Source organism: Enterobacter sp. SCRI0065 (genome assembly GCF_059766475.1).
This window is the reverse complement of record NZ_JCBAJB010000003.1, coordinates 253,489-270,037: the sequence shown is the minus strand read 5'-3', so window position 1 is coordinate 270,037 and position 16,549 is coordinate 253,489. Positions and strand designations below refer to the sequence as shown.

At 55.8% G+C, this 16,549-nt stretch carries 22 protein-coding genes; 21 read left to right on the top strand and 1 reads right to left on the bottom strand.

The genetic code is table 11. The features are described 5' to 3' along the window. Positions 1-35 precede the first annotated feature (35 nt). From AC6EMZ_RS11340 to AC6EMZ_RS11295, 10 genes are all read left to right on the top strand, one after another. Entirely contained in the window at positions 36-1,130 is a 1,095-nt protein-coding gene (locus AC6EMZ_RS11340) for a phage major capsid protein, P2 family (RefSeq protein WP_498402591.1), read from the top strand. A 3-nt stretch (positions 1,131-1,133) separates the two neighbouring features. Continuing rightward, positions 1,134-1,889: a phage terminase small subunit gene (locus AC6EMZ_RS11335; RefSeq protein WP_498402590.1), complete on the top strand. Its 756-nt coding sequence runs from the start codon at positions 1,134-1,136 to the stop codon at positions 1,887-1,889. Positions 1,890-1,988: 99 nt separating this feature from the next. Continuing rightward, positions 1,989-2,495, top strand: coding sequence for a head completion/stabilization protein (locus tag AC6EMZ_RS11330; protein ID WP_498402589.1), 507 nt, complete (start codon positions 1,989-1,991; stop codon positions 2,493-2,495). Continuing rightward, positions 2,495-2,698: a tail protein X gene (locus tag AC6EMZ_RS11325; RefSeq protein ID WP_174348467.1), complete on the top strand. Its 204-nt coding sequence runs from the start codon at positions 2,495-2,497 to the stop codon at positions 2,696-2,698. Before AC6EMZ_RS11330 ends, AC6EMZ_RS11325 begins: the two co-directional genes overlap by 1 nt. Continuing rightward, entirely contained in the window at positions 2,689-2,910 is a 222-nt protein-coding gene (locus AC6EMZ_RS11320) for a phage holin family protein (protein ID WP_498402587.1), read from the top strand. Before AC6EMZ_RS11325 ends, AC6EMZ_RS11320 begins: the two co-directional genes overlap by 10 nt. After that, entirely contained in the window at positions 2,894-3,403 is a 510-nt protein-coding gene (locus tag AC6EMZ_RS11315; protein WP_498402586.1) for a lysozyme, read from the top strand. The genes AC6EMZ_RS11320 and AC6EMZ_RS11315 overlap by 17 nt, the downstream gene beginning before the upstream one ends. Beyond that, the gene (lysB, locus tag AC6EMZ_RS11310) at positions 3,400-3,825 is read left to right on the top strand and encodes an Rz-like lysis system protein LysB (RefSeq protein WP_498402585.1); all 426 of its coding nucleotides are present in this window, start codon (positions 3,400-3,402) and stop codon (positions 3,823-3,825) included. Before AC6EMZ_RS11315 ends, lysB begins: the two co-directional genes overlap by 4 nt. Next, positions 3,713-3,958, top strand: a complete 246-nt coding sequence (lysC, locus tag AC6EMZ_RS11305) for an Rz1-like lysis system protein LysC (RefSeq protein WP_498402584.1) — start codon at positions 3,713-3,715, stop codon at positions 3,956-3,958. The genes lysB and lysC overlap by 113 nt, the downstream gene beginning before the upstream one ends. Then, complete coding sequence (locus tag AC6EMZ_RS11300; RefSeq protein ID WP_498402583.1) at positions 3,921-4,388, top strand: phage tail protein; 468 nt, start codon at positions 3,921-3,923, stop codon at positions 4,386-4,388. The genes lysC and AC6EMZ_RS11300 overlap by 38 nt, the downstream gene beginning before the upstream one ends. After that, positions 4,381-4,842 (top strand): phage virion morphogenesis protein, encoded by a 462-nt coding sequence (locus AC6EMZ_RS11295; RefSeq protein WP_498402582.1) that lies wholly within the window; start codon positions 4,381-4,383, stop codon positions 4,840-4,842. The genes AC6EMZ_RS11300 and AC6EMZ_RS11295 overlap by 8 nt, the downstream gene beginning before the upstream one ends. 240 nt (positions 4,843-5,082) lie before the next feature. On the opposite strand, the gene AC6EMZ_RS11290 is transcribed toward AC6EMZ_RS11295, so the two are convergent. Next, on the bottom strand, positions 5,083-6,366 hold the full coding sequence (locus tag AC6EMZ_RS11290; protein WP_498402580.1) for a hypothetical protein: 1,284 nt from the start codon (positions 6,364-6,366) through the stop codon (positions 5,083-5,085). Positions 6,367-6,721: 355 nt separating this feature from the next. Between AC6EMZ_RS11290 and AC6EMZ_RS11285 the strand changes: the two genes are divergently transcribed. The 11 genes from AC6EMZ_RS11285 to AC6EMZ_RS11235 all read left to right on the top strand — a co-directional run bounded on the left by AC6EMZ_RS11285 (position 6,722) and on the right by AC6EMZ_RS11235 (position 16,546). Beyond that, positions 6,722-7,363, top strand: coding sequence for a phage baseplate assembly protein V (locus AC6EMZ_RS11285; protein ID WP_498402579.1), 642 nt, complete (start codon positions 6,722-6,724; stop codon positions 7,361-7,363). After that, positions 7,360-7,710 (top strand): GPW/gp25 family protein, encoded by a 351-nt coding sequence (locus AC6EMZ_RS11280; RefSeq protein ID WP_498402577.1) that lies wholly within the window; start codon positions 7,360-7,362, stop codon positions 7,708-7,710. The genes AC6EMZ_RS11285 and AC6EMZ_RS11280 overlap by 4 nt, the downstream gene beginning before the upstream one ends. A 5-nt stretch (positions 7,711-7,715) precedes the next feature. Further along, positions 7,716-8,624, top strand: a complete 909-nt coding sequence (locus AC6EMZ_RS11275) for a baseplate assembly protein (RefSeq protein ID WP_498402576.1) — start codon at positions 7,716-7,718, stop codon at positions 8,622-8,624. Further along, complete coding sequence (locus AC6EMZ_RS11270) at positions 8,617-9,147, top strand: phage tail protein I (RefSeq protein WP_498402575.1); 531 nt, start codon at positions 8,617-8,619, stop codon at positions 9,145-9,147. The genes AC6EMZ_RS11275 and AC6EMZ_RS11270 overlap by 8 nt, the downstream gene beginning before the upstream one ends. An 11-nt stretch (positions 9,148-9,158) precedes the next feature. Beyond that, entirely contained in the window at positions 9,159-11,339 is a 2,181-nt protein-coding gene (locus tag AC6EMZ_RS11265; RefSeq protein ID WP_498402574.1) for a phage tail-collar fiber domain-containing protein, read from the top strand. Between the two features lies 1 nt (position 11,340). Further along, positions 11,341-11,763: a tail fiber assembly protein gene (locus AC6EMZ_RS11260; protein WP_498402572.1), complete on the top strand. Its 423-nt coding sequence runs from the start codon at positions 11,341-11,343 to the stop codon at positions 11,761-11,763. Between the two features lie 123 nt (positions 11,764-11,886). After that, positions 11,887-13,080, top strand: coding sequence for a phage tail sheath protein (locus AC6EMZ_RS11255; RefSeq protein ID WP_498402571.1), 1,194 nt, complete (start codon positions 11,887-11,889; stop codon positions 13,078-13,080). Positions 13,081-13,092: 12 nt separating this feature from the next. Beyond that, positions 13,093-13,611 (top strand): phage major tail tube protein, encoded by a 519-nt coding sequence (locus AC6EMZ_RS11250; protein WP_106995003.1) that lies wholly within the window; start codon positions 13,093-13,095, stop codon positions 13,609-13,611. A 55-nt stretch (positions 13,612-13,666) separates the two neighbouring features. Continuing rightward, positions 13,667-13,960 carry a phage tail assembly protein gene (locus AC6EMZ_RS11245; RefSeq protein ID WP_498402569.1) on the top strand — a complete coding sequence of 98 codons (294 nt, stop codon included), beginning with the start codon at positions 13,667-13,669 and terminating at the stop codon, positions 13,958-13,960. Between the two features lie 32 nt (positions 13,961-13,992). Then, positions 13,993-14,115 carry a GpE family phage tail protein gene (locus tag AC6EMZ_RS11240; protein ID WP_498402568.1) on the top strand — a complete coding sequence of 41 codons (123 nt, stop codon included), beginning with the start codon at positions 13,993-13,995 and terminating at the stop codon, positions 14,113-14,115. Next, a complete protein-coding gene (locus AC6EMZ_RS11235; RefSeq protein ID WP_498402567.1) occupies positions 14,105-16,546 on the top strand; it encodes a phage tail tape measure protein in 2,442 nt (813 codons plus the stop codon). The genes AC6EMZ_RS11240 and AC6EMZ_RS11235 overlap by 11 nt, the downstream gene beginning before the upstream one ends. Positions 16,547-16,549: the final 3 nt, after the last annotated feature.

Below are 16,549 nucleotides of genomic sequence, written 5' to 3'. Positions count from 1 at the left end.
CGGCCAGAACCCTATTTCGAAAAACAGGACTATTCATGCGTAAAGAAACCCGCTTTAAATTTAATGCCTACCTGTCCCGTGTGGCGGAGCTGAACGGCGTCGAAACCGATGACGTGGCGAAGAAATTCACCGTTGAGCCGTCCGTGACCCAGACCCTGATGAACACCCTGCAGGTGTCATCCGCGTTTCTGACCCAGATTAACATCGTGCCGGTCGATGAGCTGAAAGGCGAAAAGGTTGGTGTGGGCGTGAACGGCACCATTGCGAGCACCACCGATACCGCAGGGGATGATGAGCGTAAGACCGCCGATTTCACGGCGCTCGAATCCAACCAGTACGAGTGCGCGCAGATTAACTTCGATTTCCATATCCGCTACAAACAGCTCGACCTGTGGGCGCGATTCCAGGACTTCCAGACCCGTATCCGCGACGCGATCATCAAGCGCCAGTCGCTCGACTTCATCATGGCCGGTTTCAACGGCATTGAGCGCGCCGCGACCTCCAACCGTAAGCAGAACCCGCTGCTGCAGGACGTCGCCACCGGCTGGCTGCAGAAGTACCGCAATGAAGCCCCGGCGCGCGTGATGTCAAAAATCACCGGCGAAGATGGGACGGTCATTTCCGACGTGATCCGCGTGGGTGAAAACGGCGACTACAAAAACCTCGATGCGCTGGTGATGGACGCCACCACCAACCTGATTGACGAGATTTATCAGGATGACCCGGAGCTCGTGGTCATCACCGGTCGCAAGCTGCTCGCCGACAAATACTTCCCGATCGTCAACAAGACCCAGGAAAACAGCGAGACGCTGGCCGCTGACATCATCATTAGTCAGAAGCGCATCGGCAATCTTCCTGCCGTGCGCGTGCCGTACTTCCCGGCCAATGCCCTGATGATCACGCGCCTCGATAACCTGTCGATTTACTTCATGGATGACGCCCACCGCCGCGCCATCATCGAGGAGCCGAAGAAAGACCGCATCGAAAACTACGAGTCGATGAACGTCGATTACGTGGTTGAGGCGTATGCGGCCGGTGGCCTGATTGAAAACATCACCCTCGGTAAATTCGCAGCACCGGCTGAGCCTGAAAGTGCTGCTGCACCTGCCGACCAGAACGGCGGAGAGTAAGCCATGACGAGCCCCGCAGCGCTTCACATGATGCGGGTCTCGGCCTCTGAAACCGCGCGGCGGGCTGCTGCTCCGCTGCGCAATGCAACTGCCTATGAGCAGATGCTGGTGAAGCTGGCCGCAGACTGTCGCACGTTAAAACAAATCCGATCCACCGAGCGCAAGGCCGACAAAAAGCGCGAGCTGCTGCCGTTTTATCTGCCGTGGGTGGCGGGTGTCCTTGCGAATGGCAAAGGCGCGCAGGATGACATTGTCATGACCGTCATGCTCTGGCGTCTCGATGCGGATGATATCCCCGGTGCGCTGGAAATCGCCCGTTACGCGATGACGTGGGGACTCACGATGCCGGTCGGCGGTCATCGCCGCACCACGCCGTATCTGCTGGCCGAAGAGGTGGCGCTCGCCGCGCAGCGCCTGCGCGATGCGAAACAGCCGGTCGAACTGGCGAACCTGCTCGACACTCTCGCGCTGACTGAGCGCGCGGATATGCCCGATATCGTGCGTGCGAAGTTGCACAAAATCACCGGCTACGTGCTGCGCGACGCAGGCCAGTTTCCCGACGCACTGGTACACCTGCAGCGTGCCATTCAGCTGGAGCGCACCATCGGCGTGAAAAAGGATATCGAACAGCTTGAGCGAGCGCTGAAACCGAAGCCAGAACCCGCACCAAAAACGAATAAACCGCGCACGCGTAAACCTGCCGCTAAACCGGCGGCACGGCGCGGGCGTCCTCCCAAAGCGGCAAAAGCCGCAGGTTAACCGAACGCTCCCCGAGCCGGGCGGCACGCCGGTCAATGCGGGTATCACTTGCCCTGACTGCGACCGGCGTCCACCGCCCACCCATTATCCGAGGTTGTCATGACGACACTGATTATTGAGCCAACTACCGCGCCGCAGGACGTGCCGGGCGTGGTGATCCCGCCACCGGGCGTGAGCGAGCCGGTGATTAAAAATACGGGCTTTTTCCCTGATGTTGATCCGCAGCGCGTACGCGAAGAAATGCGCCTTGAGCAGACCGTTTCCCCTGTACGCCTGCGCCGGGCGATTAAGACTGCCATCGCCGAAACCAATGCGGAGCTGCGCGACTGGCGCGACCGCCAGCTCGACGCCGGTCACGCCACGCTCGCGGATGTCCCGACCGACGAGCTCGACGGCGAGAGCGTGCGCTGTTTCCACTACTTCAACGCCGTGTGCTCGATGACTACTGCCACGCTGTATGAGCGTTATCGCGGCGTTGACGCGACCAGCAAGGGCGACAAAAAGGCCGACAGCATCGACAGCACCATCGATGAGATGTGGCGGGATATGCGCTGGTCCGTGGCGCGTATTCAGGACAAGGCGCGCTGCATCGTGGGGCAAATCTGATGAAGGTTTATGCGATGCAGGGTGACACCCTCGACGCAATTTGCGCCCGGTATTACGGGCGCACTGAGGGGGTGGTCGAGACAGTGCTGCAGTCGAATCCGGGGCTGTCAGAGCTGGGCGTCATCCTGCCGCACGGCACGGCGATAGAACTGCCCGAGACCGACAGCGCACCGAAAACCGAGACGGTGAATCTATGGGACTGAGCATGGAAAAAATCACGACGTTTGTCGCCTACTGGCTGGCCGTTTTGCTGGCGTATTTCGGGGCGATGTCCCCTGAAAAGCTGGCGCTGTATGTGGGCAGTGCCTGCGCCATTTTTACCGCGCTGACCAACTTCTGGTTTAAGCGCAAAACCTTTCGCTATCTGCAATCCCTCGGACTGGATAAGGGGGCGATTCGTGAACTCAATCATTAAACGCTGCAGTGTGACCGCCGTGCTGGCGCTGGCCGTGCTGATGCCTGACTTTCGTCTGCTGAACACCTCCCCCGAGGGTCTGGCACTGATTGCCGACCTCGAAGGATGTCGCCTGACGCCTTATCAGTGCAGCGCGGGCGTCTGGACGTCAGGCATAGGCCACACTGCCGGTGTCACCCCGAAAGGGGAAATCACCGAGCGACAGGCGGCGGCGAACCTCGTCGCGGATGTGCTGAACACCGAGCAACGGCTCGCGGCGTGCGTTCCGGTAGCGATGCCACCGCGCGTGTATGACGCGCTGGTCAGTTTTGCCTTTAACGTGGGCACCGGCGCGGCCTGTCGCTCGACGCTGGTCTCGTTTATCAAACGTCAGCAGTGGTGGCAGGCGTGCGACCAGCTCACCCGCTGGGTGTACGTGAACGGTGTCAGAAACAAAGGGCTGGAAAATCGCCGCGCGCGGGAACGGGCTTACTGCATAAAGGGGATGCCATGAAAGTGCTGATGATTGTGCTGGCCGGTCTGCTCGCCGTGGTGCTGTGGCTGCGCCACGACAACGCGACTTTATCCCGCTCTTTTGAGCGAGCGAACCGGATCGCCAGCGAGCAAAAAACCACTATCGGGATGCTGAAAAATCAGCTGAACGTGTCACAGCGTATCGCCAGGACGAATGAAAGCGCGCAGGTCAGGCTCAGTGACGAACTGACCGCCGCCGGTGAGCTGGCGGCGAGACGAGAACAAACCATCACAAGGCTGTTAAATGAAAATGAAGATTTGCGCCGCTGGTATCGCGCTGAGTTGCCTGATGCTGTGCGCCGGTTGCACACCCGAACGGCCTGCGCATCCGCCGGTCATTGTTTACAACGCCTGCCCGACGGTGAGCCTCTGCCCGATGCCGGGGAGCGAACCCACAACTAACGGTGACCTGAGTGCCGATATCCGCAGGCTTGAGCACGCGCTCGCCGCCTGCGCGCTCAAGGTCGAAACCATCAAAGACTGTCAGGACAAAACCGATGCAGAAAATGAAAAGCCTGCGCAGGGCGCTCACTGACGCCGTACCGCAGTTAAAAACCAACCCCGAAATGATGCGCATCTTTGCCGATGAGGGGAATATCGATGTGCGCCTCGCGGCCTCGCTGTCTCACGAAAAGATTTACACCCTGAATGTGATCGTCTGTGACTTTGTGGGCGACCCGGATTTGATTTTTGTGCCGGTGGCCGCGTGGCTGCGTGAGAATCAGCCGGATATCTGCACGCTCGATGAGGGACGCAAAAAGGGCTACCGCTTCCAGATGGATTTGAACGACGGGGACAGCGTCGATATCAGTATCAGCCTGCAGCTCACCGAGCGCACGCTGGTCAGGGATGAAAACGGCGCGCTGCACGTTAGCTATGCGCCTGAACCGCCGCTGCCCGAGCCGGTCACGCGACCGACTGAGCTGTATATCAATGGCGAGCTGGTGAGTAAGTGGGATGAGTGAATTCAAACCCTTTGACGATAAGCTGGCCGGGCTGATTGGCGCGCTGTCACCAGCGGGACGGCGCAAGCTCGCCGCTGAGATTGCGAAGGAGCTGCGTAAATCGCAACAGCAGCGTATCAAACAGCAAAAAGCGCCCGATGGCTCGCCGTATCAGGCGCGAAAGCATCAGCCGCTCAGGGCAAAGTCTGGACGTATTAAGCGCGCTATGTTCCAGAAGCTGCGAACGAGTCGTTACATGAAAGCCAGTGGCCGCAATGATGCTGCCTTGGTCGAGTTTAACGGTAAGGTGCAGCGTATTGCCCGCGTTCATCAGTACGGACTCAAAGACCGGCCAAAACCTCATGTGCATGATGTGCAATACGCAGAGCGCCAGTTACTCGGTTTTAGCCAAAGCGATAAGCGACGTATTGAGGAGCTAATGATTAAGCATTATAATAATAAAGTTATTACCTGACAGTCTGTTTAAATAAGTGGTTTTTTCATTCCGTAAGTACGCTGTGAGCAACAAGTGGACGTTGCTTTATTTTTGAGATAAACACCTGTAATAGTAAAATTATTCAGTTAATCACTGGTGTTGCAGTATTGTTAATTATTGTTTCCGCATCAAAAAGAAGCCCGTTTTATTCTCAAGAAAACAGAGTGAGAATAAAGAATAATATAAAATTATATTAACGGGCTTTATCTAGTTATAATATTATGATTTTACTTTTTCAAGTCTAGCTTTGATCTTTGTTAAATCAGCGTTGCTTCGTCTTCTGCCGCCTACCTGTCCATTTTCCTCAAAAGATTCAATTAGTTTTTCAAGCTGATTAACTGATAGCTTATCAAAAATTTCGCTATTAAAAACGAGATCGAATCTGTTATCTGCGTCATCGAATCCTATAGATTTTGAAGCGTACAAAATTACAATGTCATAAACATCTTTTTCACAGTCATGATCATGGTAAATGTCAATAATATATTTAACCTGCAAGAGGGTGATTCTCTTTATTTCATATTCATTAATGCATTTTTGAATGTGTTTGAGATACTCTTGAGCGTTATTAAATAAAAACATGGTTGCGATTTTGTATACGTATTGACTATCATCTTCATCATCACGGTCAAGATATTCTCTTAACCGAGTCTTCAGTTCAGGTGATAGTTTTTTGTAAAAATCAGGATGTTTGCAGAAAAATGAAAATAAATGCGTTAATGGATTTGGCTTAAATGATATATTTTCAAAATAATCTAAGTCATCTTTAATTTTTTCTAATAGCTCGGGTCTCGTTTTTACTTCGGAATATAAATTCATACATGCAATATGAAGAATCCTTCTATGTTTTGAAGATTCTTCATCATCTAATCTAAAGCTAAACTTCCAAAACTCTTTGAATATTTGGTAAATTGCCCCGGCAGTTACTCTTTGACAGTATTTAGATATTAGTGGTTTGATGTTTTTTACAGTGGCATAATACTCACTGTTCTCTACTAAAGTATCTCTTATTATTGGGAATAAATCCTTTCCATAATAATTCTTGCGTAATAAAAAATCATCAAGAGCATTTATAATCATGCTTTTTACTAAGTCTTTATTTGGAGTGTAAAGTACATCATCCTCAGAAAGAATAGGGTGAGCACATAGGTGTCTTTTTTGCTGTATATCTCTAATGTTGGTGATCTCACCAATGCCAATGAATTTCTTTTGTTCGTAGAATCCCTCAAATAACTTTAATTCCCAATCAGATTTAGTGCTGTTTTGACGCTGGGATTTTTCAATTGAAGTAATTTGTTGTGCGGCCCAGCGATCATTAGTCAGATCAACTAAGCGACGGGTTTTGTAAACGGCATCACAAACCAATACAGACCATAAAGAAACTACGGCTGCTCGATAGTTACCATTCAAATAGCTGCTGTAGACTTCTTTAAAATAATGCTTTGTTGAACTTGATTCTATAAGTTCTATCTTATCTTCGATTCCTATATTACTTTTAAACATATAATGCTCATTCCTTAAAGACGTGCGACTAAATGTGTAGATATCGTATTAAAAAAAACGATCTCTTCATAGATTTTCAGTAATCTTTTTTTCAAAAATGAGTTCAAAGTATGCCTTTGAGGGTTAGGATATTCATTTGCATTAGGGAAATACCTACTGAATATAGCTGCTTTACCTTTCAGTTAAATAGTAGTAAACCCGCAAACTCCGCTTCTGGCACAACGCGGACATTCAGATGTAGTAATTGTTGCTATAAGATATTTGAATTAAGACACCTCGCTCCCTAACAGTTGTTTGAGCCCCCACCGAACCCCACTCGATTGCCTCCGGCCTTGCCCGGCGGCATCCTTTCCCCATGAACAATCTAACTTCTCTGCAAGATATCGCTCGTGCGATCCGCAATCTCATCCGCACCGGCATTGTGACCGACGTCGACCCCGTCGAGGGTCTCTGCCGTGTCCAGACCGGCGGGATGCAAACTACCTGGCTTAACTGGCTGGCTTCTCGCGCCGGTAGCTCGCGGGTGTGGTGGGCTCCGTCCGTTGGCGAGCAGGTGCTGGTCCTTGCTATCGGTGGCGAGCTCGATACCGCCTTTGTGCTGCCCGGCATTTTCTCTGATGACCATCCCGCGCCGTCTGCCTCACCTGATGCGTTTCACGTCGCCTTTCCTGACGGGGCGGTTATCGAGTACGAACCCGACAGCAGCTCACTCACCGTGTCCGGTATCAAAACCGCCAACGTCACCGCGTCGGATTCCCTTACCGCCACCGTGCCGGTGGTGCTGGTGAAAGCCGAAACTCGCATCACGCTCGATACACCCGAGGTGGTGTGCACCAACAAGCTCATTACCGGCACGCTCGAAGTGCAGAAAGGCGGGAAAATGTTGGGGGATATCGAGCACACCGGCGGGAAACTGACCTCTAACGGCGTCCAGGTGGATGACCACGACCACGGCGGCGTGAAGCGCGGCGATGACAGAACGGTGGACACACAATGACGGTGCGATATCTCGGTATGAACAGCCACACCGGGCTCAGTATCACTGAGGCCGATCACATCCGGCAAAGCGTGCGCGACATTCTGGTCACGCCGGTCGGCTCTCGGGTGATGCGCCGTGAATACGGCTCGCTCCTGTCGGCGCTGATTGACCAGCCGCAGACCCCGGCGCTGCGTCTGCAGATTATGGCCGCGTGCTACTCGGCTATCCAGAAGTGGGAGCCGCGCGTCACGCTCTCGACCATCACCTTTGAGCGCGGGGAGGATGACGGCGCGCTGTATGTCGATATGACCGGCACGCGAACCACCTCAAACCAGCCTTTTTCCCTCACCATTCCACTGAGTTAAACGCTATGGCTATTGTTGACCTGAACCAGCTCGCCGCGCCCGATGTCGTGGAGGAGCTGGATTTTGAAACCATCCTGACCGAGCGCAAGGCGACGCTGGTCTCGCTCTATCCCGAAGACCAGCAGGAGGCGGTCGCGCGCACGCTGACGCTCGAATCTGAGCCGATGGTGAAGCTCCTGCAGGAGAACGCTTATCGGGAAGTTATCTGGCGACAGCGTGTCAATGAGTCGGCGCGTGCGGTGATGCTGGCGTACGCCGCCAGTCATGACCTCGATAACCTCGGGGCAAATTACAACGTCGAGCGCCTCGTTATCTCGCCTGCTGATGAGACCACGCTGCCGCCGACGCCTGCCGTCATGGAATCGGACACCGATTATCGTCTGCGCATTCAGCAGGCTTTTGAGGGAATGAGCGTGGCCGGGTCGACCGGTGCGTATCAGTTTCATGGCCGCAGCGCTGACGGACGGGTCGCGGATATTTCCGTTATCAGCCCGGAACCGGCCTGCGTGACCGTGTCGGTGTTGTCCCGCGAGAATAACGGCGCGGCGTCCGACGAGCTGCTCGCCGTGGTGCGTGCGGCGCTGAACGATGAGGACGTGCGGCCGGTCGCTGACCGCGTAACCGTCCAGTCAGCGACCATTGTCGACTACACCATCGACGCGGCGCTTTATCTTTACCCCGGCCCCGAAAGCGAGCCGGTGCTCAGTGCGGCAAAAGCGAAGCTGCAGACCTATATCAGCGCGCAGCACCGGCTCGGGCGGGATATCCGCAAATCCGCCATTTATGCCGCGCTCCACGTCGAGGGTGTGCAGCGTGTCGAGCTGGCCGCGCCGGTGGCCGACATCGTGCTCGATGATACGCAGGCGTCCCACTGCACCACCTACAGCGTGAAAGTCGGGGGTAATGATGAGTGAAACCCGTCTGCTGCCGGTGGGCTCGTCGCCGCTTGAGGTGGCGGCGGCGCGCGCCTGCGCGGATATCGAAAATACCCCTGTCCCGCTGCGGCGTCTGTGGAATGCCGACACCTGCCCGGCGAATCTGCTGCCGTGGCTGGCGTGGGCGTTTTCCGTCGACCGCTGGGATGAAGGCTGGCCGGAAGACACCAAACGCGAGGTTATTCGCAGCGCGTGGTTTATCCATGCGCACAAAGGGACGATAGGCGCGGTGCGTCGCGTGGTGGAGCCGCTCGGGTATCTGATTAACGTGACCGAGTGGTGGGAAACGAAAGACCCGCCCGGCACGTTTCGCCTCGATATCGGCGTTTTAGAGACCGGCATCACCGAAGAAATGTATTACGAAATGGAGCGGTTGATTGCCGATGCCAAACCCGCCAGCCGCCATCTTATCGGTCTGAATATTATTCAGGACATTCCGGGTTATCTATATTGCGGAGCCCTGACCTATGACGGCGACATCATCACGGTTTACCCCGGATAAGTGAGAACACCATGACAGTAAAATATAAAACCGTTATCACCAGAGCCGGTGCGGAGAAACTGGCGGCGGCGAGTGTCCCGAACGCGAAGAAAGTCAATTTCGCGGCGATGGCCGTCGGGGATGGCGGCGGGAAACTGCCCGAACCGAACGCCAGCCAGACGAAACTGGTTAATGAGGTCTGGCGTCATGCGCTGAATAAAATCAGCCAGGACAAAAAGCACAAAAATTATATCGTCGCGGAGCTGGTGATCCCGCCAGAGACCGGCGGTTTCTGGCTGCGTGAGATGGGACTTTACGACGACAACGGCACACTGATTGCGGTCGGCAATATGGCGGAGAGTTACAAGCCCGAGCTGGCGGAAGGGTCAGGCCGCGCACAGACTCTGCGTATGGTTATCATGGTTAGCGATATCGACACGGTCGAGCTGTCCATTGATACCACGCTGGTGATGGCAACGCAGGATTATGTCGACGATAAGCTCGCGGAGCATGAGCAGACTCGCCGCCATCCTGACGCTACGCTGAAAGAAAAAGGGTTCACGCAGTTAAGCAGTGCGACCGACAGCACGTCTGAGGCGCACGCAGCGACGCCGAGCGCGGTTAAGGCGGCGTATGATCTCGCAAAGGGAAAATATACGGCTCAGGACGCCACCACAAAGCAGAAAGGCATTGTCCAGCTCAGTAGCGCGACCGGCAGCTCGTCTGAGACCGTCGCCGCGACGCCGAAAGCGGTCAAAGCGGTGCACGACCTCGCCAGCGGGAAATATACGGCTCAGGACGCCACCACGGCGCAGAAAGGGATTGTCCAGCTCAGTAGCGCGACCGACAGCGCGTCTGAGGCGCTCGCCGCGACGCCGAAAGCGGTGAAGGCGGCGAACGAAAACGCCAATGGAAGAGTGCCGTCAGCCCGAAAAGTGAATGGCCGGGCGCTGACGGAAGACATCAACGTCACCGCGCAGGATATTTTTAACGGTCAAACCGTCGGGATTGGTAACGCTGCCGATCTGAATAGCTACACCACGCCGGGACTCTATTACCAGCCAGCGAATGCGCAGGCGCAGACCGGTAAAAACTACCCGGAAAGTGCCGCCGGTTCGCTAGAGGTTGTTAAACACGCGGGTATTACGCAGATTTACCGGCTTTACAGCAGCTCTCGCAGTTATATCCGCACCCTTTATGCCAGCGTGTGGTCAGCCTGGACAAAGCAATATGATGCGGCAAATAAACCTTCCCCGGTGGATATTGGCGCCGTTAGCAAATCAGGCGACACCATGACAGGCACGCTAAAGGTAAATGCCGAAGTGCAGGCGGCCTCCGCTAACGGTTTCCGCATTGCATATGGGGATTACGGAACATTCTGGCGCAATGACGGCGCTAATCTTTATCTCATGCTGACCAGTAAAGGGGATGCTTACGGAAGCTATAACGCATTTCGCCCATTGCGCATAGGCCTTGAAACTGGTGCGGTGTATTCAGAGTCACCATTATCTGTCGCTAACTCGATTACTGCGTCAAAAGAAATCACTGCTGGTTATAGCGGGATATTTGGCTGGGCTAATCAGTACTCAACGAAAGCGCCTTTTTTTAATTCATATGTCACAACTGGCACGAGTGAATATCATCCTGTAATTAAACAAATGGCTACTATATCCGGGAAGAATTCACAAGCCTTTTCGATGGGAACGCTAGTTAGTAATTCTGCGCTTTCATGGCACCTGCATATCAAAGACAGTGCCAGCGGTGATGTTAATTATAAATGGGATACCAACGGCAACTTTACCGCGCCGGGTCAGATTATTGCCGGTAATTATGCCAATTTTGATGTGCGTTATTACACAAAAGTGCAATCTGACGCGGGGTATATGTCCCGCACTGGCGCGTATACCAAAGGCGAAAGTGACGCGCGCTATAACCTCAAAAACACGGCCAGCAAAGCGGCGACGGGGTGGGAAAAAGACAACTCGACAGGCGTGATTAAACAGTGGGGTGTGGCGACGCGCAGCGCGAATGCAACGCGCATTACCTTCCCGACGGCGTTTCCGAATGCCTGTACCGGTGTGCAGTTGACTCTTATCTGGAGGGGCGGTTTCCACGACCAGAATGTCTACGTTCAGAGCCCGGATAAATCAGGTTTCACCTATGTCGCCGACACCGGCGAGGTGACTGCCTACTTTGAAGCTCGAGGTTATTGATATGGGTTATGTTTACCGTCCTATGACGGGCGCATTTTATAACGATGCGCTGGAGGCTGATTATCGTGCGGCGGGTACGTGGCCGGGGTTTTATGTTCGTGTGGCAGATGAGGATTATCGCGCGCTGATGGCCGGGCAGGCCACCGGTAAGGTGATCGCCCCGGATAAAAGTTGTTATCCCGTTCTGGTTGATCCACCGGCACCCACGCAGGAAGAACAGGTAAGACAGGCCTCCACTGAAAAAGCCGCTCTGATGAAAGTCGCCGGTGAAGCGCTTACGCCGCTGATGGACGCGCGAGAGCTCGGGTTAGCTACCGACGAGGAGATAGCGGCGATTGAGCGCTGGAGGTTATACCGTGTCATGTTAAACCGGCTGGATATCAGTACCGCGCCGGATATACAGTGGCCTGAACTCCCTACCTGAATGAAGCCCTCCACCCGGAGGGCTTTTTGCTGGTTGTGTTATCCCCCGTCCAACGCCATTTCATTTCTTGTATCGTTCGCACAACAGAAAATAGTTGCTCCACTTCACCACGGAGTTTAACGGATGAGCGACTATCATCACGGCGTCGAGGTCATCGAGATTAACGATGGCGTGCGCACCATTTCCACCGTCTCAACGGCCATCATCGGCATGGTCTGCACGGCCAGCGACGCTGACGATAACACCTTTCCCCTGAATGAGCCGGTACTCATTACCAACGTGCAAAGCGCCATCGGCAAGGCAGGCAAAACCGGCACGCTGTCGGCCTCCCTGCAGGCTATCGCTGACCAGTGCAAACCGGTCATCGTGGTCGTGCGTGTGGCCGAAGGTGTCGAAAACCCCGATGACCCTGATGCGGCGCAGAAACAAACTATTTCCAACATCATCGGCACCACCGACGAAAACGGGAAATATACCGGGCTGAAAGCGCTGCTGACGGCGAAAACCGTCACCGGCGTTAAGCCGCGCATTCTCGGCGTGCCGGGGCTGGACTCGCAGGAAGTGGCGACCGCACTTGCCGCCACCTGTCAGAGTCTGCGCGCCTTCGGTTATGTCAGCGCGTGGGGCTGCAAAACCATTTCTGACGCCATCGATTACCGCGAGAATTTCAGCCAGCGCGAGCTGATGGTCATCTTCCCTGATTTTCTGGCATGGGACACCGCGAAGAGTGAAACCTCTACCGCCTGGGCGACGGCGCGCGCACTCGGTCTGCGCGCCAGAATCGACCAGACGGTCGGCTGGCACAAAACCCTGTCTAACGTCGGCGTGAATGGCGTCACCGGCGTCAGCGCCTCGGTCTCGTGGGATTTGCAGGAGCCAGCAACCGACGCCAACCTGCTCAATCAGGCCGGTGTCACGACGCTGATCCGCAATGACGGCTTTAAGTTCTGGGGAAACCGCACCTGCTCGGATGACCCGCTTTTCCTGTTTGAGAACTACACCCGCACCGCGCAGGTGCTGGCCGACACGATGGCGGAGGCGCACGCGTGGGCGATGGACAAGCCCATTACCCCGACGCTTATCCGCGACATTGTCGCCGGTATCAATGCCAAATTCCGCGAGCTGAAAAACAACGGCTATATCGTCGATGGCTCCTGCTGGTACGACAGCGACTCGAACGACACCGCGACCCTCAAAGTGGGGAAACTGTATATCGATTACGACTACACCCCGGTCCCGCCGCTGGAAAACCTGACCCTGCGCCAGCGCATCACGGATACCTATCTGGCGAACCTGTCGGAATCGGTCAACAGCTAAGGAGCTGAAAGCATGGCATTACCCCGCAAGCTTAAATATCTGAACATGTTCAACGATGGCCTGAGCTACATGGGCGTCGTGGAGTCCGTCACCCTGCCGAAGTTGACCCGCAAGCTGGAGAAATACCGGGGCGGCGGGATGCCTGGCTCGGTGTCGATTGACCTCGGTCTCGATGACGATGCGCTGTCGCTCGAGTGGACGCTCGGCGGTCTGCCCGACGTTGAGCTCTGGGCGCAGTACGCCTCGCCGGGTGCTGACAGTGTGCCGCTGCGTTTCACCGGCTCGTATCAGCGCGACGACACCGGCGCAATTTCCGCCGTTGAGGTGGTGATGCGTGGCCGTCACAAAGAATACGACGGCGGCGAAAACAAACAGGGTGAAAGCGGGACGACCAAAATGTCGACCGAGTGCGCCTATTACCAGCTCACCATCGATGGCCGCGAAGTCATCGAGATTGATGTCATTAACATGGTGCTGAAAGTCGACGGCGTCGACCGTCTGGCAGAGCACCGCAAGGCCATCGGCCTGTAACCCCTGACCCGGTCAGCGGGGCTGGCCGGGCCTTAAACTTTGCTGAGAGAAAAACATGAAAAATACCAACGAAACCGAAAACCCGAACGTCGTGACGCTCGACACCCCGCTGATGCGCGGCGAGCAGAAAATCGAGCAAATCACCCTGACCAAACCGAACGCGGGAACCCTGCGCGGTGTGTCGCTGGCGGCACTGGCAAACTCTGACGTCGATGCTCTGATTAAGGTACTGCCGCGCATGACGTATCCCGCGCTGGCTGAGCACGAGGTTGCGCGTCTGGATGTGTCCGACCTGATCTCGCTCGCCGGTAAGGTGGTCGGTTTTTTATCACCTGCTTCGGAACGCTAGATTTCCCCGAAAATCTGTCGGTCGATGACCTGATGGCGGATATCGCGGTGATATTTCACTGGCCGCCATCAGAGCTGAATTCACTGAGCGTGACCGAACTCTTCACATGGCGCGAGAAAGCGCTGCAACGTAGCGGAAACCAGCATGAGCAATAACGTCAGACTTGAGGTGCTGCTGAACGCGGTCGACCGGGCCAGCCGACCGCTTAAGGCAATCCAGAACGCCAGCAAATCCCTGTCTGGCGATATCCGCACTTCACAGAAAAGCCTGCGCGAGCTTAACGCGCAGGCATCCCGCATCGAGGGATTCAGGAAAGCCAGCGCGCAGCTTGCCGTCACCGGGCAGTCACTGCAAAAGGCAAAGCAGGAGGCGGCCGCGCTGGCCGTCCAGTTTAAAAACACCCAGACCCCGACGCTTGCACAGGCGCGCGCACTGGATGCGGCGAAGAAATCCGCCGCTGACCTGCAGCTCAAATATAACGGCCTGCGCCAGTCGGTACACCGCCAGCGCACCGAGCTCGCGCAGGCGGGGATTAACACCCGCAAACTGGCGAACGATGAACGGGGGCTTAAGTCCCGCATCAACGAAACCACCGCGCAGCTCAACCGCCAGCGTGAGGCACTGGCGAAGGTCAGCGCGCAGCAGGCGAAACTCAGCCGGGTGAAAGAGCGGTATCAGGCCGGTAAATCGATGGCCGGAAGTATGGCGGCCGCTGGCGCTGCCGGGGTCGGTATCGCCACGACTGGCACGCTCGCCGGGGTGAAGCTGATGATGCCGGGCTATGACTTTGCGCAGAAAAACTCTGAGCTGCAGGCGGTGCTCGGCGTTGAGAAACAGTCGCCTGAAATGCAGGCGCTGCGCAAGCAGGCGCGACAGCTCGGTGACAATACTGCAGCGTCTGCCGATGACGCGGCCAGCGCACAAATCATCATTGCCAAAAGCGGCGGTGATGCGGCGGCCATTCAGGCGGCGACGCCGGTCACGCTGAACATGGCGCTGTCGAATCAGCGCTCGATGGAAGAGAACGCCGCGTTGCTGACCGGGATGAAATCTGCGTTTCAGCTTTCCAACGACAAAGTCGCGCACATTGGCGACGTGCTCTCGATGACGATGAACAAAACCGCCGCTGACTTTGACGGGCTAAGCGACGCGCTGACGTATGCCGCGCCGGTAGCGAAAAATGCCGGGGTGAGTATCGAGGAAACCGCCGCGATGGTGGGCGCGCTCCACGACTCCAAAATCACCGGCTCGATGGCGGGAACGGGCAGCCGTGCTGTGCTGAGTCGCCTGCAGGCACCGACCGGTAAAGCCTATGACGCCATCAAAGAGCTCGGGGTGAAAACGTCGGACAGCAAGGGAAACACGCGCCCGATATTTTCCATTCTGAAAGAAATGCAGCGCAGTTTTGAGAAAAACAATCTCGGTACCGGCCAGAAAGCCGAATACATGAAAACCATCTTCGGTGAGGAGGCAAGCTCGTCGGCGGCAGTACTGATGGCCGCCGCGTCGACCGGCAAACTCGACCAGCTTACCGCTGCGTTTAAAGCCTCGGACGGCAAAACCGAGGAACTGGTTAAAGTCATGCAGGACAACCTCGGCGGAGACTTTAAAGAGTTCCGGTCGGCGTATGAGGCGGTCGGCACTGACCTGTTTGACCAGCAGGAGGGCTCACTGCGCAGGCTGACGCAAACGGCGACGCAGTATGTGCTCAAACTCGATGGCTGGATAACGAAAAATAAGGGGCTGGCGACCACTATCGGTGTGGTGGTGGGTGGCGCGCTGGCGCTGATTGGCGTGATGGGCGGGATTGGCCTTGTCGCCTGGCCTGTGGTGATGGGGATTAACGCCATTGTCGCTGCCGCCGGGGTGATGGGCGTGGTATTCAGCGCCGTCGGTGGTGCAATCGTCACGGTCATCGGTGCAATCAGTTTGCCGGTGGTGGCCGTGGTCGCGGTTGTCGTGGCGGGTGCGCTGCTTATCCGTAAATACTGGGAGCCCATAAGCGCCTTTTTCTCGGGCGTGGTGGAAGGGCTTAAAGCGGCCTTTGCGCCGATCGGGGAAATGTTTGCCCCGCTCGCGCCGGTCTTTGACGCCATCGCGGAAAAGCTCGGCGTCGTCTGGAAGTGGTTTAAAGACCTGCTTGCGCCAGTAAAAGCCACGCAGGAAACGCTCGAAAGCTGCAAAAATGTCGGGGTTATGTTTGGTAAAGCCCTCGCCGATGCGCTGATGGCACCGCTGAATATCTTTAACAGCCTGAGCGGCAAGGTTGGCTGGCTGCTGGAAAAGCTCGGGGTCATCAAAAAGGAATCCAGCGACCTCGACCAGACTGCCGCCAAAGCGGATAAGGCCGCGCCGGGTGGCGGGTATATCCCGGCGACTGCGAGTTATGGCGGATATCAGGCGTATCAGCCGGTGACAGCGCCCGCTGGCCGGTCTTATATCGACCAGAGTAAAAGCGAATACAACATCACCCTGCAGGGTGGCGCTGCGCCGGGCAGCGACCTCGACCGTCAGCTGCGCGACGCCGTTGAGAAAGTCGACCGTGAGAAACGTGCGCGTCAGCGCTCCAGCATGAGACACGATTAAGGG

What these genes read in the sequence shown, in the direction of transcription:
- AC6EMZ_RS11285 (WP_498402579.1), top strand. Translation starts at nt 6,722, where the DNA reads ATGAACAATCTAACTTCTCTGCAAGATATCGCTCGTGCGATCCGCAAT.
- AC6EMZ_RS11280 (WP_498402577.1), top strand. Translation starts at nt 7,360, where the DNA reads ATGACGGTGCGATATCTCGGTATGAACAGCCACACCGGGCTCAGTATC.
- AC6EMZ_RS11290 (WP_498402580.1), bottom strand. Translation starts at nt 6,366, where the DNA reads ATGTTTAAAAGTAATATAGGAATCGAAGATAAGATAGAACTTATAGAA.
- AC6EMZ_RS11320 (WP_498402587.1), top strand. Translation starts at nt 2,689, where the DNA reads ATGGGACTGAGCATGGAAAAAATCACGACGTTTGTCGCCTACTGGCTG.
- AC6EMZ_RS11245 (WP_498402569.1), top strand. Translation starts at nt 13,667, where the DNA reads ATGAAAAATACCAACGAAACCGAAAACCCGAACGTCGTGACGCTCGAC.
- AC6EMZ_RS11330 (WP_498402589.1), top strand. Translation starts at nt 1,989, where the DNA reads ATGACGACACTGATTATTGAGCCAACTACCGCGCCGCAGGACGTGCCG.
- AC6EMZ_RS11335 (WP_498402590.1), top strand. Translation starts at nt 1,134, where the DNA reads ATGACGAGCCCCGCAGCGCTTCACATGATGCGGGTCTCGGCCTCTGAA.
- AC6EMZ_RS11295 (WP_498402582.1), top strand. Translation starts at nt 4,381, where the DNA reads ATGAGTGAATTCAAACCCTTTGACGATAAGCTGGCCGGGCTGATTGGC.
- AC6EMZ_RS11240 (WP_498402568.1), top strand. Translation starts at nt 13,993, where the DNA reads ATGGCGGATATCGCGGTGATATTTCACTGGCCGCCATCAGAGCTGAAT.
- AC6EMZ_RS11265 (WP_498402574.1), top strand. Translation starts at nt 9,159, where the DNA reads ATGACAGTAAAATATAAAACCGTTATCACCAGAGCCGGTGCGGAGAAA.
- AC6EMZ_RS11270 (WP_498402575.1), top strand. Translation starts at nt 8,617, where the DNA reads ATGAGTGAAACCCGTCTGCTGCCGGTGGGCTCGTCGCCGCTTGAGGTG.
- AC6EMZ_RS11275 (WP_498402576.1), top strand. Translation starts at nt 7,716, where the DNA reads ATGGCTATTGTTGACCTGAACCAGCTCGCCGCGCCCGATGTCGTGGAG.
- lysB (WP_498402585.1), top strand. Translation starts at nt 3,400, where the DNA reads ATGAAAGTGCTGATGATTGTGCTGGCCGGTCTGCTCGCCGTGGTGCTG.
- AC6EMZ_RS11235 (WP_498402567.1), top strand. Translation starts at nt 14,105, where the DNA reads ATGAGCAATAACGTCAGACTTGAGGTGCTGCTGAACGCGGTCGACCGG.
- AC6EMZ_RS11260 (WP_498402572.1), top strand. Translation starts at nt 11,341, where the DNA reads ATGGGTTATGTTTACCGTCCTATGACGGGCGCATTTTATAACGATGCG.
- AC6EMZ_RS11325 (WP_174348467.1), top strand. Translation starts at nt 2,495, where the DNA reads ATGAAGGTTTATGCGATGCAGGGTGACACCCTCGACGCAATTTGCGCC.
- AC6EMZ_RS11340 (WP_498402591.1), top strand. Translation starts at nt 36, where the DNA reads ATGCGTAAAGAAACCCGCTTTAAATTTAATGCCTACCTGTCCCGTGTG.
- AC6EMZ_RS11255 (WP_498402571.1), top strand. Translation starts at nt 11,887, where the DNA reads ATGAGCGACTATCATCACGGCGTCGAGGTCATCGAGATTAACGATGGC.
- lysC (WP_498402584.1), top strand. Translation starts at nt 3,713, where the DNA reads ATGCTGTGCGCCGGTTGCACACCCGAACGGCCTGCGCATCCGCCGGTC.
- AC6EMZ_RS11250 (WP_106995003.1), top strand. Translation starts at nt 13,093, where the DNA reads ATGGCATTACCCCGCAAGCTTAAATATCTGAACATGTTCAACGATGGC.
- AC6EMZ_RS11300 (WP_498402583.1), top strand. Translation starts at nt 3,921, where the DNA reads ATGCAGAAAATGAAAAGCCTGCGCAGGGCGCTCACTGACGCCGTACCG.